The sequence below is a fragment of the Lysinibacillus macroides genome, from assembly GCF_001281525.1.
Lineage (GTDB): Bacteria > Bacillota > Bacilli > Bacillales_A > Planococcaceae > Lysinibacillus > Lysinibacillus macroides.
In genome coordinates this window covers 1,466,706-1,480,735 of sequence record NZ_LGCI01000005.1, presented here as the reverse complement: position 1 = coordinate 1,480,735, position 14,030 = coordinate 1,466,706, and the positions used below count along the sequence as shown (strand labels likewise).

The window sequence follows — 14,030 nt, the reverse complement described above, 5'->3', positions numbered from 1 at the left end:
ATAATATTATTTATCTTTACTCTCTTGCTTTACAAACTGAGCGATTGGCGATTTAACAGGGATTTTACTAATCACCTCATCACTCACTTCGGCAACCTTTTGCAGCACATGTAAAAGCTTGTCATCTCCTGTCCAATGCTTTTCTACTACGTCTGGTCCCAATTTATTGATGATCGTATTTACCACAAAAGTTGCAAGTACAATATCATCTAAATAACCACCAAAGCCCAGTAACCCTTCTGGCATCAGATCCAGTGGCAATACAAAGTATGCAAGGGATGCTCCGATTAACGCGCGACTTTTTTTATCCACACCTGTATCGGTTACTGTCTTAATTAATAAATGAAATAAATCAGGCACAAACATTAAATATGGAGTAAATTTATTGCTCTTTCCTTTTTTTGATTCAAGATAAGCTACTAATTTCGCACGTAGTTTCTGATAAAAATCTTGCTGCTCCTGTTCATTAGGTACTTTTTCTACAGTATTCAAATTCATCTGCCTCCTTCTTTGCAAGCTATCCAGTATTTTTGTGGGCCTATCTGCAGCATGATCCGCTTCTTTTATGAGGCTATCCGTTACTTTAGTGTGCCTATCCACTACTTATACGGCTATCCCTCATTCTTGCAGCGCTATCCTCCACTTTAGCGGGGCTATCCGTCATTTTAGCATTGCTATCCACCGCTACTTTATATTTAACCTAAATTAAGATTTGTAATCCTTAAAGTTCTAAATAATACAAAAAAGACATCCTATTTACATAGGATGCCTCGTGTTTAACGAAAGTAATTTTAATTATTGTGAATTAAAGTTTAGTTACGTTAGCAGCTTGTGGTCCGCGGTTGCCATCTACAACTTCGAATTCCACTTTTTGACCTTCGTCAAGAGTTTTGAAACCTTCGCCTTGGATAGCTGAGAAGTGTACGAATACGTCGTTTTCACCTTCAACCTCGATAAATCCAAAACCTTTTTCTGAGTTAAACCATTTTACTGTACCTTGTTTCATTTAAGAAAACCTCCAAAAAATAAAAGTGAACAATATGTAATTTCTTCAGCGAATGAAAAAAATTCACATATTACAAAGAGTACCGAACTAACGCGATCACTTTTTGTAATATGTGAATTCATGTTTCCGGTGAAGCAATTAAATTGTTAACCTAAGTATAACCGCCATTCATAATTTTGTCAAATAAAGAAAAGATATTTTTTTAATTTTTTTTCAAAATTATTTTACAACACTTCTTGCTTACAAGCAATAATGCCATGATAAACTTGAGCATCATCCTCACAAGCCTCGCAGTAAAAGCTTTCATGCTCTGACCAGAAAGCCCAATACTGCCCTTCCTTCATTGCTTCATTATCATAGATTGAACGAAAGTGTGCTAATTTTTGCTGTAAGGCAAGCTCAAATAGCTCCTTTGTTTCAAATGTATGTTGTGTTTGAATAAAAGCTTCCCAGCCTTCAAATTTCCACCAAGGCTCATAATCTGCTTTCATGTAAATAATTGTATACATATTTGTCCATTCCTTGCTGTCATAAGATATGTTCATTTTAGCAAAGCCACCTGAAATGTCTATTAAAACTATCTGTATTATGCTATCATTACCTTATTATATATACTTTCAGGAGGTATTTTTTTATGTTTTCAAGCATTCGTCCTAAGGCAGAGCTAGACGAGTTACTAAAACGTGGTACAGATTTACATGCAACAGGTCGATTTCACCAAACACTGGCATTTAATCATTTTCAATTAGAAGATGAGGAGCGTTTAAAAACACTCTATGAGAAGTTAAAAGATGTTTCTCCTCCTATGAATGCCATTTTTCATCATTATTTAAGTGAGATATCTCCTACCTCTCAATTAACTATTAGTGAAGAACAGATTCAACAATACTTAACGCAATTTTTCTTAGCAACACGTGATGATGATTACGTGGATAAAACCGTTAAATTTTTTGATTTACTACGCCAGCAACGATATGAACCTGGCCAATTAATCATTGTTTTCAATCAATTTGCATTTTATATTACTACATATATCTTACACAACTTCGGTATCAAACCAAATAAAGCCTTTCAATATATGAAATCTTTCCAAGCCGCTATCAACGTTGATCAGGAGCTGCTTGTGGAAGTATTGACAGAACGCATTATCGAAAATGTCGTTAGTGAAATATCCTCTTTAATGGATGTCAATGCAAAGATTATGTATATGAAGGATTTAGTTTTTAGCTTAGATAAGCAACATGCGGAAATTCAATCCTCTACCGCTGCTACAGAGGAAATGGCCGCTTCTATTAATGAAGTAGCGCGTATGTCCTCACATATATCAGAGAAAACAACGGAATCAGTTGATCATGCGACAAAAGGGAAAAATGCGATTGAACATGCCTTAACTGAAATCTTTAAAACAGAAACAACTTTTACATCTATTGTTCAATCATTTTCAGAACTGCAAAAACGGGTAAATGATATTGAACAGGTGGTCACATTAATTAATCAAATTGCCGATCAAACAAATTTACTTGCCTTAAATGCTTCGATTGAAGCAGCACGTGCAGGCGAGCATGGCAAGGGCTTTGCAGTCGTTGCACAGGAAGTACGAAAGCTAGCAGAAAGCACAGTCTCTGCACTTAGCGAAGTATCAACAAATGTCCATCATTTAAAAAGCTATTCCAATGAGGTAGCTGGCTCGATTACAGAAACAACGGCAATTATTAAGGAAGCAACCGTTGAGGCAAAAGATTCGCTACCGTTGTTAAATGCTATTGTCGATACAATTGAACGTATCAATACCGATGTAACAAATACAGCAGCCATTTCGCAGGAACAAGCAGCGGCTATTGATGAGGTAGCTTCAAGAATGATTAAAATTTCAAATTTACAGGAAGATATACGGGATTCTAGCCATCATACATCCAAGGATATTCATCTATTAGGGCGAGAAATTAACCGTTTCCGCAATGATATTATTGCCAAGAATAATGTACAGCTATCATCGATTGCCCTGTTACAATTATCAAAAGCTGATCATATTTTATGGAAGTGGCGTATTTATAACATGTTCCTTGGTTTAGAGCATGTGGAACCAAGCGATGTCTCCTCTCATCGAGATTGTCGTCTTGGTAAATGGTATACGGCTCCTCGTACAGTCGAGCGCTTTGGACATTTACAGGATTACCGTGAATTAGATAGCTATCATTTACAAGTACATGAATCAGCGAAGCTCGCAGCAGAGGCCCATAAAGCGGGTAAGATTGAACAGGCTGAGTTACATTTAAAAGAGATCGACAAAGCTTCTCAACAAGTTCTTTATTATATTAATAACTTAATTGCCTTTGTGGAAAAAGATCGTGTGATGCAATAAAGGGCGAGGAACATTTCCTTTCCCTCATTCGTAGGAGGTATTCGCTTGAATAAACGAGCAAGAATTAAATTTTTTGGTGATGTCTATGGAACCGGCTATCGTTTCTTTATTAAGCAAAAAGCAATTGAATTAAGATTAAAAGGATACTGTAAACTTAATGAAGCAGAGCAAATTGAAGTGGAAGTGGAAGGCTCAGAAAAAGCCATCAATGAATTTCTTCTTTTTGTACAAAAAGGCGTTAGCCCCCAAGCAGATTCCAATTCATTTTCATTAGAGTTGTATGAGGATTTAAAAGGATATGTACGTATGGAGTCAGACATTGTTTAGTCTGGCTCTTTTCTTTTTGTAGTGTTGTAGCAAGGTTCTTCAAGTTTTTTGGCTATTGTCGACGATGAATGAATACGGTTTAACTAAAGTGACGTTGCTGGGGTAAGTTTTTAAATAGAAGATGGGGGCTAAATTTGGCCCTCCCTATGAATAGAATAGCTATGGCATATACGCTATACTGGAAGCACAAATAAAATTAAGGAGCTGGAGCAAATGGCAATGGATGAACGACGTTTAAAGCAGCGTTCTGAAATGATTAACGGTAAAACGATTATGATGTCACCACGTCCAGTTGTTAACCATAATAAGATCATTGTCAATCTATCTATACTATTTGGTGTTTATTTAAAAGGGAAAAAGTGTATTAATCTTTCTGACGGCGTAGATGTTCACCTAGACGAAAAAAATAGGGTCGTACCTGATAGCATGATTATCTGTAATCAAGATATTATCAAGCGGGATGGTGTATATGGCGCACCTGATTTAGTGGTCGAAGTGCTTTCACCCTCTACAGCGCGTCGGGATAAAGGCGATAAAAAGGCACTTTATGAAAAGCATGGTGTAAAAGAATATTGGATAATTAGTCCTGATGAGAAGTCTATTGAAGTCTATTTATTAAAAGATGGCAAATATAAATGGGATAATATCTATACTGTGATTCCTGATGATGATTGGTTGGAAATGACTGAGGAAGATAAAGCAGAAGCTGTGCTCACCTTTAAAGTATCGCTTTATGATGACTTTATAATCGACATCAAAGAGGTATTCGAAAACGTTATTACTTACTAGCGTTTCGTATTTCTGGCACTAAAATAGTAAAGCACCCGTTCATTTGAATAGGTGCTTTTAAGCCGCTTCTATCTATAGGGTTACTGTGTATTCAGAAAGCGGATGTTTTTGTTATAGACACGCAACCGAGCTCTTTTGTTGTGGCATATGTGAGAACCTTTAGCAAGCTGTTAAACGTTTCTACTACTTTCATCCTCCCAAGTTTTGCTTCAACGTATTGACCACTATTACGCATTTCATCCACATGTGCTTCCACTATTTTATAGGTGATTTAACCGTCACTCTTTAAAAATTTAATAACTATTGCATTCGTATGTCGAGATAAATTGCCAAGCCAAATTAAGTGTCCCCAAGTATCTAATAAATATAGTTTGGAATGTCGTATATTGGCATGGGCTAGCTTGGCATGCTCTGTAGAAACTGCACTATCAAAATTACTATGCATAATCAAAGTTGGGCAATTAATAGACTTTAAATCCTTAACGGTTAGTTCCTTGGTTTGCGATAAATCCATTAAAAATCCATGACCTGAACGTTGGCGACGATTCATTTGAGCAACTGATGGAATGTCATTATTATTAATTTTGTCTTTTGCCTGTTTATATTTTAGAGTGCTGAAGGAGGAAAACATTTGTTTAAACATGAAGCGTGGGAAAACATTCGTTATTCCAGCAATCATAGCCCACGTATACTTTTCGGTACTAGCATTGAATAAGATCGATGCTAATTTATATGTGTGATCCTTTGGCATAAGCCATTCTTTAGTGACTGCCGACTGCAATATAAGTGAACGTGTAAGATGTGGAAATTTACTTGCAAAAATGATGCCCGTTGGCCCACCCGCTGATATCGCTACTACATGCACCTTTTCAATATTTAAATGCTGTAAAAGCTTTACATAGTAGTCACAAGCCATAGAAAGAGTCTCCCCTATCTCTTTGGATGTTTTTCCATACCCTGCCCTTGAAGGTGTGATAATAGAGAAGCCGTTCTCTATTAATGCTTCATATCCAAATTCTTCATGACAATTCGAATGCCCACCGTGAAAAACAAGTACAGGTTCCCCTATCCCTACCATTGTGTATTCAATGGATACATTATTAATTGTATATTCACCGTATATTTTCTTCACTCAATTAAGCCCCCTCATACAAATACCTTCCTTTACCCTAGTATACTTACGACCACTTGGCTATAAATCATAAACCTTGTGGCTGAGCATCCGCCTATTGACGATTTATTAGGAGAGGTTGGTTGTACTCCCGCAATACAGAAATTGATAGGATACAGTACTATTCTAAAATGGTAATTATTTAATTTTCACTTTGTGAATTTCAGCAACAGATATAGATGCTTCTGTGATTTTCATATATTGATTTTTGGATTCCTTAAAATAGCCTTCTTTGTTTAAATATTCTTTTAACTTCACCTTTCTCTTAAATACTTTTTCTTCAATCTGCTGTTCGTATTCTTGTCCATCATTTCCTTTTGTAATGAACAACCTATAAATTTTCGCCATGTCCTATTCCCCCTTGCCTAACTTACGAATATAATTGGCAAAAGTTTCACAAAAAAGTGACGCTTTATAATGTGACACCTTAATTATTTGTTTGATGCTTCTTAATTGGATAAAACCGCTCAATGCTATCCCTTATACGACCATTATTAGGAAAACATCTTGCTTTTTCTATGTATTATCATTGAGAAAGTTAGCGATTCGCAGTAAAATTTATGTAGAGTTTCTTTTTTCAATGAAACTTTATGTCGATTATTTCGTATAAGAAGATAGATATATTGAAAAGCAAGGAGGAAGGAACAATGCTTAGTGTTGGACAGTTTTTTTCAAGACATACTGCTAGCTTCTTTATTTCGCTCACAACTGTTTCTATCGCAGCAATTGCGGCAAATCCTGGATTCTTCCTTGGTGGTTTACTGTTTGCAGGTTCGTATGCGACGAGTACAGCATTGCTGAAACATAGACAAAAAAGAAAAGTCATGCAAATAGCAGGCATCACAAAAGAAGAATACAAACATATTGAAACACAGCTATCAACAGCGAATAAACAAATTCAAACATTAAGTCAAAATTATTTACGTGTACGCTCTGTTGCAGCCTTTAAGCAACTACTGGAAATGACACGTATCTCCAAAAATATTGTAAAAATCGTGAAGACTGATCCACGTAAATTTTATAATGTTGAGCCATTTTTCTATGCGCACTTACCTTCTGCTGTCGAATTAACAGAGAAATATTCAATGCTGTCAAAGCAGCCTGTGAAGGATAAGGATATTCAACTGACATTATCAAAAACACGTGAGACATTAACCGATTTAAACGATACGATTCAAATCGATTTAAAGGATGCGCTTGCAAATGATATTGATCACCTGCAAATGGAGATTGAATTTGCAAATCGCTCCAATCTTAGACGTAGAGAACAATTGGACTGGCGAGGCGATGACAAATGACAGCAAACAACCATGCATTTCAGCTCCATACAATACCAGGACTTTCTCCGCTCGTGCAATCCTACTTAGAGACGACTCCACAGCAAGAGGCGATGGCGACATTTGAAACGCTATCGCCTCTTGCACAAAGTCGTGCATTGCTGTATGCGAGTCAAATTGATTTGGCTAATTTTGAATCGTTGCTGTCACTTGGGCATGATTCACAGCGAGCCCTTTCTCAATTTGCAGATCGTATGCTAGCACAGGTCAAGCAAAAAGATGTCACGAAAATTGGGCAAATGCTTGATTCCCTTATGCAAACATTGGATCGGGTAGATCCAGCAGCTTTAGAGCCAAAGAAGCAGTCCTTTTTGAAAAAAATCTTTAGTAAAACAGAGCCCACCGTCAAACAAACCTTAACGGAATTTGAACGTATTAGTATACAGGTAGAGCGCATTGGCGTACAGCTAGAACGTGCACAGCTTCAGCTTATGAAAGATGTTGAAAACTTAGAGGCACTTTATGCACATAATCGAGGATTTTTTGAGGAATTGGCTACAGCCATTGCAGCGGGTCAAATGAAAAAGCAGCAAGTGATCGGGGAGGAGCTACCAGCAAAGGTCATGAATGTTCAAGCAACAAAGCAACCGTTAGCCATTCAACAGCTCAATGACTTTACTGCACAAATCGAACGACTGGATCAGCGTATTTATGATTTACAGATCTCACAGCAAGTTGCACTTCAAACAGCTCCACAAATTCGTATGATTCAACAGGCGAATCAAACTTTGGCTGAAAAAATAGAGTTTTCTATTGTAACCTTGATTCCTCTATGGAAAAATCAGCTTGCGATGATGTTATCGATGCATATGGACCATCACTATACCCAGTTAGAGGAACGCTTGTCACGTGCACAGGATCGCTTTGCAAGCCCTTCCTTTGAGCAGCAAGTATCGAAATTTAAAGAAACCCAGCTAGAGCTTCAGACAGCCATTAAGGATGTTTTTGCGCTACATACAGCAACCGAACAGGAAAAGCAGCAATTACAGGATGTAGCAAATGCTCGCAGCTTTGAAAGAGACTAGCATGTCCGAAAAAAGGGTGGCTCAGCAACTCTGAACCACCCCGCTATTATTTATTCAAAATAATCTTTATAGTAGCCACCGATTTTTCCTGTATTATCGATGATAAAAATGAACTCCTCTGTTTCATTTTTCACTTCATATTCTTTCCCAACTGTTAATACGTTTGACACTAAGTATTTTGATGCATTTGTATGTTTGCAAGTGACAGTACGTAATGTGGGCGCATCTTTCCATTTTAAATGTAACATATTCTCTCTACCTCTCTTTACTAGCGCAAAGCTAATGTCTATTGCTTATTTTATAATATTTTTAGGTCTTTGTGGAGAAAAAAGCGATAGAAGACCTGTTTAATCCAAAAAATTTTGAATAGTTGAGGTGTTAGCATGAGTTTTGGTGGTGTACCGCAATGGTTTTTTATTATTGCCGTAGCATTCGCAATCTGCTTTGTCCTTTATGCAGAGTGGAATTCCAGAAAATAGCTATTCTGTTGAGTGATCTTAAAATTTATTTATAAAAGATTGAAGCGTCTTGCTATATTTTATTGTAGCAAGGCTTTTTCCCAGCTAAATTTAACATTTATCTTCCACCACTAACATGTATAATTTCTCCGAGGATATAATTTGAAGCATCGGAGGAAAGAAAGGCAATTACCTCCGCTATTTCGACAGGTGTTGCTGCCCGATTAATAGGTACAGATGAAGCCATACGCTCAAGTCGATTATCACTGGGCGCAAATTTATTATGAAAAGGCGTTTCTACTATTCCTGGTGCTACCCCATTTACGATAACTCCATATTTAATTAGCTCTCTGGACATGCCAATTGTCATCGTATTGATCGCTCCTTTAGCAGATGCATAATGAATACTTTCACCTGCACCACCAATACGTGCAGCCGCTGAAGATATATTAATAATTTTTCCGCTTTTTTTCGGCATCATATATTTTAATACAGCTTGGGAGCATAAGAGGACACTGTTGACATTCAGCTTGAACGTTTCCTCCCATAGCTCCTCACTCATATCCATAAATGTACTTTGGCGGAGACCACCACCAGCGTTATTGACTAAAACATCAATTGTGCCAAATGCAGCAGTAGCCTGCTCAACCATTGCGTTCACTTTTTCTTTTTTCATCACATCCGCTTGAATGGCAATGGCATCTCCATCTTTTTCTCGAATACGCTGGACGGCTTCCATCGCACCCTTCATATTTGAATGATAATTCATAATGACTTTAGCCCCTTTAGCGGCCAGTAGCTCAGCTGTGGCTAGTCCAATACCGGAGCTTGCACCTGTAATAAGAATAACCTTTCCTGATAAATCATGCATAGCTTCCCTCCTAACAAAGTGTGTTGAATAGTAATTGTCGTTAAATCTTCTGAAGCGTTAATAAGAATTTTGTTAGATGACTGATTCTATAAGACCAACCCGATGCAGGAACCTTCCACCGTGCTAGAAAAACGCTAAAAATCCGCTTCACTTTCCACAGAAGGCTACACGGATTTATACGCTTTATTTTAATGTACGCTTTAAAAACTCTTTTGTGCGTTCGTGATGTGGGTGTACTAATACTTGGGTAGGCGGTCCTTCCTCGACAATTACTCCTTTATCCATAAAGACCACACGATCTGCTACTTCTTTCGCAAACTCCATCTCATGCGTGACAATCAGCATCGTATTTCCCTCATCGGCGAGCTGACGCATTACCTTTAATACCTCACCCACCATTTCAGGATCAAGGGCGGATGTTGGCTCATCAAACAGCATTACATCAGGATTCATCGATAATGCACGTGCAATTGCTACACGCTGTTTTTGACCTCCTGATAGCTGACGAGGCTTAGCATTCACATATTGATCCATGCCAACGATTTTTAAATATTTCAGCGCTATTTCCTCTGCTTCCTTTTTAGAGCGCTTTAATACCTTCATTTGCCCTACTGTACAGTTACTTAAAACATTATGATTATTAAATAAATTAAACTGCTGGAACACCATTCCTAGATGTGTACGATATTCGTCGATATTATGCTTATCATCAAGGATGTCTTCCCCTTTATAAATAATTTGTCCACCACTTGGCGTTTCCAATAAATTAATGCAGCGTAGTAATGTTGATTTACCAGAGCCAGAGGAGCCAATTAAGCAAACAACCTCACCCTTCTCTACTTGAAAATTCACATCTTTTAACACTTGGTTACGTCCAAATGATTTACTTAAATGCTCAATTTTAATAACAGCCATTTGTGCGTCCCCCTATACAGCTTCCTTTTGTTCTTTTTGATAGGCATCAGGTCCATCCAAACGTTTTTCAACATATAGAAGAATGCGAGATGCGGTAAATGTCATAACGAAATAAAGCACACATGCCACAAAGAATGACTCGAAATAACGGAAATTGTTTCCTGCAATTGATTTTGTTTGGAAGAATAGCTCTGTTACTCCAATCACATTTAAAACAGCCGTATCCTTAATATTCATAATTAATTGGTTCCCTGTTGCTGGCAGTATATTACGTGCAACTTGTGGCAAGACAACATAGAACATAATTTTAACGTGATTCATACCAATCGCTGATGCTGCTTCGTATTGACCTTTATCAATCGACACAATCCCACCACGCACAATTTCTGCCATATAAGCACCTGTATTCAGTGAAACAACAACAATCCCTGCTGTGATAAAGTGCATATCAATGCCAAATGCAATATCTAATCCGTAATAGACAACCATCGCCTGTACAATCATTGGTGTACCACGGAAAAATTCAACATAGCATGTTAGTATAAAATTAATAAGCTTTAAACTATAAAATTTCAAATTCTTTTTACGAACAGGAATCGTATGCATAATTCCAATGAAAAATCCGATAAATGCACCAATAATTGTACTAATAATCGAAATCAGTAATGTATAATACGCACCTCGTAAAAACATTTGCCAGTTGTTTTCAATAATTGAAAGTATCCATTCAAGACTCATGATGATCCTCCTAACAAGCGCGTGTTGCTTGTGTATATCTTTTTTGTTCTAGTATTCGATATTGACTAGAACTGTATCATTATGTAGAGAGGTTCTCATTTTAATAATGATGAAATGATAGTGCACGGACCAGTAGCTAGTCCGTGCAATGTTATTATTGTGCTGCTGGTTGCTGCTTAATTGCATCTTCCATAATTTGCTGACGCTCATCTTCGGAAATACCTTGGAGGATTTCATTGATTTTATCGAGATTTGCATCCTCTTTGCGTAAGCCTACAGCAATAGATGTGTTTGAAAGATCTGTCTCAAAGCCTTTATCTTCTTCAAATGAAACATATGTGAATTTATCGTTCGCTGCTGCAGCAGAAATACCCTCTGGACGCTCTGCTACATAGCCATCAATTTTACCAGCCTCTAAAGCAACACGCATGGCTGGGAAGTTTTCCATTGCTGTTTGCTTCTCTACACCCTCAATTTGATCAATAACATTATAGTTTGATGTATTCAATTGTGATGTAATTTTAGCACCTGAGAAATCTTGAATCGATGTTGCCGTTTCAAATTCACTGCCTTTTTTCACAACGATCACAAAATCAGATGTGTAATAGTTTTCTGTAAAATCAATTGTTTGCTTACGCTCTTCAGTTGGCGACATACCTGCGATAATAGCATCAATTTTATTGGACTGTAGCGCTGGTACTAGACCGTCCCATTCCATTTTAACAATGACTAACTCTTTGCCTAAACCTTCAGCGATTTTTTTCGCCATTTGTACATCATAGCCACCAGCATATTCTGCATTATCGGCAATTTTTACTGCGCCATTGTCATCACCTTGCTGTGTCCAGTTGAATGGTGGATAACCAGCCTCCATGCCAATGCGGAATTCACCGCCACCTTCTTCACTATCTGCTCCAGCGTCACCTGATCCCTCTTCTTTTTTGTCGCTAGTGCCACATGCAGCTAGCACAATTACCGTCATGATCGAGATCATTAGTAACAACCATTTTCTTTTCATGCAAAACTCCCCTTTTCTGTCAAAAAATAAAACAACTGTACTAAAAAAGACCTAAGTATCTGAACTTAGGTCTTACCTTTTATAACAGTTGCCCAAATCCTCACTATAATTTCCATATTTCCGAGATAGCACAACCTAGTAAATCTGGAAATCATTTTACTAGGACAGTCCTGCACTTATTCACTGCAGACCCAGCATAAAAGTACGAGCTCCTTTTATACTTCGGCGACATTTCCTTCTCCATTGCGTCTTCGCTTGCTTATACTCAACAATGAACTAATAAATATCGCGCCTCTACCTCACTTATTGACAACAGTGAGGTTTGTCTATTTAATTGCTACTTAGATACTACTATAAAACATATCTATTCGTCAAGATAATTTTATCATTTTTCTGACTAATGACAATATTAGGCGATTATACTTTCTCTATCTAAGTTAAAGCAATCTATTTTTAGCGATAACCCCTCTAAATATAGCAAATTTTTACTACAAAAGGTCATATATATGCAAAAATATATGAATATTTGATTTCTCCTATGACGTTTAGCCCTTCTTTTTTTAGAGGTTGCTTGCTTCATGCTTCCATAGTTTATCGTAAAATAGATTTGCTATTTTATGAATAAACAACTTTGCTCAAAAACAACAACCCTGCTAAGCAACGTTAGCAGGGTTGTTTTAGCCATAAGGGCATTATGAATTTAATAATAAATCTTCTGGGTTTTCAAGTAATTCTTTCACTGTTTTAAGGAAGCCTACAGAATCTTTACCATCGATAATACGGTGGTCGTAAGAAAGTGCTAAGTACATCATTGGGCGAATTTCCACTTCACCATTCACTTCTACTGGGCGTTTTTTAATTGTGTGCATACCTAGGATAGCAGCTTGTGTACCATTCATGATTGGTGTAGACATTAATGAACCGAAGACACCACCATTTGTAATGGTGAATGAACCACCTTGTAAATCTGCTAAACCTAATTTTTTATCGCGTGCTTTTTTCGCTAAATCAGCAATTGAATCTTCAATTTCAGCAAAGTTTTTACGGTCTGCATCACGGACAACTGGTACGACTAAGCCCTCTTCTGTTGATACAGCTACACCGATATCATAGAAGTTATTTAAGTGAATTTCATCACCAACGATTTGAGCGTTCACATATGGGTATTTTTTCAGTGCTGCAACAACTGCTTTTGTGAAGAATGACATGAAACCAAGTTTAGAGCCTGTTGACTCGAAGAATTGGTCTTTTTTACGAGAACGTAAAGCCATTACATTGGTCATATCTACTTCGTTAAATGTTGTTAGCATTGCTGTAGATTGTTTTACTTCAAGTAAACGTTTCGCAATTGTTTGACGACGACGACTCATTTTTTCTACAGTTACACGTGATTCATCAACTGCTGGAGATGCTGCTTTTGGTGCTGCTGGAGCCGCCGCAACTGGTGCAGGTGCTGTACCATGTGCTGCTACATCTTGCACACGTACACGACCTTGTGGGTCTACTGGAGATACCGCTGCAAGATCAATGCCTTTTTCACGTGCTAGTTTACGCGCCGCTGGAGATGCGATCACACGCTCGCCAGATGTTTCTTCTACTACTGGCGCTGCTGCAACTGGTGCAGGTGCTGCTTGTGGTGCTGCCGGAGCTGGCGTTGCTTCAGCTGGAGTCGCTGCTGGTGCAGCTGCTGCGCCTTCGCCTGCTTCTACTACTGCGATCACTTGACCGACTAGTACAGTATCGCCCTCTTCAGCTAAAATTTGTGTTAATACACCTGCTTCTTCAGAAATGATTTCAGCGTTTACTTTATCTGTTTCAAGTTCAACGATGAATTCACCTTTTTCAACGCGATCGCCCACTTTTTTTACCCACTGTGCGATACTACCTTCTGTAATCGATTCTGCTAATTCAGGGACTTTAATTTCAGCCACTTTTATTTCCTCCTTTGATTAACGTGCATGATGCACATAAAAGGGCTACTGCTCTAGGCAAGTAGCCCAGCTGTCAAAAATT

The 14,030-nt window shown here is 37.8% G+C and carries 16 protein-coding genes and 1 riboswitch; of the genes, 5 read left to right on the top strand and 11 right to left on the bottom strand.

Annotated features, from left to right (window positions below; all coding sequences use genetic code 11):
* Nucleotides 1–6: 6 nt before the first annotated feature.
* The 3 genes from ADM90_RS10095 to ADM90_RS10085 all read right to left on the bottom strand — a co-directional run bounded on the left by ADM90_RS10095 (nucleotide 7) and on the right by ADM90_RS10085 (nucleotide 1,551).
* A complete protein-coding gene (locus ADM90_RS10095) occupies nucleotides 7–498 on the bottom strand; it encodes a YkvA family protein (RefSeq protein WP_053994827.1) in 492 nt (163 codons plus the stop codon).
* A 307-nt stretch (nucleotides 499–805) separates the two neighbouring features.
* Nucleotides 806–1,006 (bottom strand): cold-shock protein, encoded by a 201-nt coding sequence (locus ADM90_RS10090; protein ID WP_004230088.1) that lies wholly within the window; start codon nucleotides 1,004–1,006, stop codon nucleotides 806–808.
* A 224-nt stretch (nucleotides 1,007–1,230) separates the two neighbouring features.
* A complete protein-coding gene (locus ADM90_RS10085) occupies nucleotides 1,231–1,551 on the bottom strand; it encodes a DUF1033 family protein (protein WP_152927991.1) in 321 nt (106 codons plus the stop codon).
* Nucleotides 1,552–1,640: 89 nt separating this feature from the next.
* Here ADM90_RS10085 and ADM90_RS10080 point away from each other — a divergent pair, with 89 nt between their 5' ends.
* From ADM90_RS10080 to ADM90_RS10070, 3 genes are all read left to right on the top strand, one after another.
* Nucleotides 1,641–3,368, top strand: coding sequence for a globin-coupled sensor protein (locus ADM90_RS10080; protein WP_053994826.1), 1,728 nt, complete (start codon nucleotides 1,641–1,643; stop codon nucleotides 3,366–3,368).
* A gap of 45 nt (nucleotides 3,369–3,413) precedes the next feature.
* Complete coding sequence (locus tag ADM90_RS10075; RefSeq protein ID WP_053994825.1) at nucleotides 3,414–3,695, top strand: acylphosphatase; 282 nt, start codon at nucleotides 3,414–3,416, stop codon at nucleotides 3,693–3,695.
* Nucleotides 3,696–3,908: 213 nt separating this feature from the next.
* Entirely contained in the window at nucleotides 3,909–4,484 is a 576-nt protein-coding gene (locus ADM90_RS10070; RefSeq protein WP_053994824.1) for a Uma2 family endonuclease, read from the top strand.
* Between the two features lie 271 nt (nucleotides 4,485–4,755).
* On the opposite strand, the gene ADM90_RS10065 is transcribed toward ADM90_RS10070, so the two are convergent.
* Both ADM90_RS10065 and ADM90_RS10060 read right to left on the bottom strand, forming a co-directional pair.
* Nucleotides 4,756–5,616, bottom strand: a complete 861-nt coding sequence (locus tag ADM90_RS10065; protein ID WP_412176978.1) for an alpha/beta fold hydrolase — start codon at nucleotides 5,614–5,616, stop codon at nucleotides 4,756–4,758.
* 177 nt (nucleotides 5,617–5,793) lie between these two features.
* The gene (locus tag ADM90_RS10060; RefSeq protein WP_053994823.1) at nucleotides 5,794–6,003 is read right to left on the bottom strand and encodes a hypothetical protein; all 210 of its coding nucleotides are present in this window, start codon (nucleotides 6,001–6,003) and stop codon (nucleotides 5,794–5,796) included.
* Between the two features lie 299 nt (nucleotides 6,004–6,302).
* On the opposite strand from ADM90_RS10060, the gene ADM90_RS10055 reads away from it, so the two are divergent.
* Together ADM90_RS10055 and ADM90_RS10050 are read left to right on the top strand one after the other, a co-directional pair.
* Entirely contained in the window at nucleotides 6,303–6,953 is a 651-nt protein-coding gene (locus ADM90_RS10055) for a 5-bromo-4-chloroindolyl phosphate hydrolysis family protein (RefSeq protein WP_053994822.1), read from the top strand.
* On the top strand, nucleotides 6,950–8,017 hold the full coding sequence (locus ADM90_RS10050; protein WP_053994821.1) for a toxic anion resistance protein: 1,068 nt from the start codon (nucleotides 6,950–6,952) through the stop codon (nucleotides 8,015–8,017). The genes ADM90_RS10055 and ADM90_RS10050 overlap by 4 nt, the downstream gene beginning before the upstream one ends.
* Before the next feature lie 50 nt (nucleotides 8,018–8,067).
* Here ADM90_RS10050 and ADM90_RS10045 read toward each other — a convergent pair whose 3' ends face one another.
* From ADM90_RS10045 to odhB, 6 genes are all read right to left on the bottom strand, one after another.
* Nucleotides 8,068–8,265, bottom strand: a complete 198-nt coding sequence (locus ADM90_RS10045) for a DUF6501 family protein (protein ID WP_053994820.1) — start codon at nucleotides 8,263–8,265, stop codon at nucleotides 8,068–8,070.
* 328 nt (nucleotides 8,266–8,593) lie between these two features.
* Complete coding sequence (locus ADM90_RS10040) at nucleotides 8,594–9,346, bottom strand: SDR family NAD(P)-dependent oxidoreductase (protein WP_053994819.1); 753 nt, start codon at nucleotides 9,344–9,346, stop codon at nucleotides 8,594–8,596.
* A 183-nt stretch (nucleotides 9,347–9,529) separates the two neighbouring features.
* Nucleotides 9,530–10,261, bottom strand: coding sequence for an amino acid ABC transporter ATP-binding protein (locus ADM90_RS10035; RefSeq protein WP_053994818.1), 732 nt, complete (start codon nucleotides 10,259–10,261; stop codon nucleotides 9,530–9,532).
* A gap of 12 nt (nucleotides 10,262–10,273) precedes the next feature.
* The gene (locus ADM90_RS10030; RefSeq protein WP_053994817.1) at nucleotides 10,274–10,999 is read right to left on the bottom strand and encodes an amino acid ABC transporter permease; all 726 of its coding nucleotides are present in this window, start codon (nucleotides 10,997–10,999) and stop codon (nucleotides 10,274–10,276) included.
* A 154-nt stretch (nucleotides 11,000–11,153) separates the two neighbouring features.
* Nucleotides 11,154–12,017: a transporter substrate-binding domain-containing protein gene (locus ADM90_RS10025; RefSeq protein ID WP_053994816.1), complete on the bottom strand. Its 864-nt coding sequence runs from the start codon at nucleotides 12,015–12,017 to the stop codon at nucleotides 11,154–11,156.
* 118 nt (nucleotides 12,018–12,135) lie between these two features.
* Nucleotides 12,136–12,322: riboswitch (Lysine riboswitch) on the bottom strand.
* A 387-nt stretch (nucleotides 12,323–12,709) separates the two neighbouring features.
* Nucleotides 12,710–13,948: a 2-oxoglutarate dehydrogenase complex dihydrolipoyllysine-residue succinyltransferase gene (gene odhB, locus ADM90_RS10020; protein WP_053994815.1), complete on the bottom strand. Its 1,239-nt coding sequence runs from the start codon at nucleotides 13,946–13,948 to the stop codon at nucleotides 12,710–12,712.
* Nucleotides 13,949–14,030 lie beyond the last annotated feature (82 nt).

Coding starts and splice junctions, on each gene's coding strand:
- ADM90_RS10095 (WP_053994827.1), bottom strand. CDS start 498: ATGAATTTGAATACTGTAGAAAAAGTACCTAATGAACAGGAGCAGCAA.
- ADM90_RS10090 (WP_004230088.1), bottom strand. CDS start 1,006: ATGAAACAAGGTACAGTAAAATGGTTTAACTCAGAAAAAGGTTTTGGA.
- ADM90_RS10085 (WP_152927991.1), bottom strand. CDS start 1,551: ATGAACATATCTTATGACAGCAAGGAATGGACAAATATGTATACAATT.
- ADM90_RS10080 (WP_053994826.1), top strand. CDS start 1,641: ATGTTTTCAAGCATTCGTCCTAAGGCAGAGCTAGACGAGTTACTAAAA.
- ADM90_RS10070 (WP_053994824.1), top strand. CDS start 3,909: ATGGCAATGGATGAACGACGTTTAAAGCAGCGTTCTGAAATGATTAAC.
- ADM90_RS10060 (WP_053994823.1), bottom strand. CDS start 6,003: ATGGCGAAAATTTATAGGTTGTTCATTACAAAAGGAAATGATGGACAA.
- ADM90_RS10055 (WP_053994822.1), top strand. CDS start 6,303: ATGCTTAGTGTTGGACAGTTTTTTTCAAGACATACTGCTAGCTTCTTT.
- ADM90_RS10050 (WP_053994821.1), top strand. CDS start 6,950: ATGACAGCAAACAACCATGCATTTCAGCTCCATACAATACCAGGACTT.
- ADM90_RS10045 (WP_053994820.1), bottom strand. CDS start 8,265: ATGTTACATTTAAAATGGAAAGATGCGCCCACATTACGTACTGTCACT.
- ADM90_RS10040 (WP_053994819.1), bottom strand. CDS start 9,346: ATGCATGATTTATCAGGAAAGGTTATTCTTATTACAGGTGCAAGCTCC.
- ADM90_RS10035 (WP_053994818.1), bottom strand. CDS start 10,261: ATGGCTGTTATTAAAATTGAGCATTTAAGTAAATCATTTGGACGTAAC.
- ADM90_RS10030 (WP_053994817.1), bottom strand. CDS start 10,999: ATGAGTCTTGAATGGATACTTTCAATTATTGAAAACAACTGGCAAATG.
- ADM90_RS10025 (WP_053994816.1), bottom strand. CDS start 12,017: ATGAAAAGAAAATGGTTGTTACTAATGATCTCGATCATGACGGTAATT.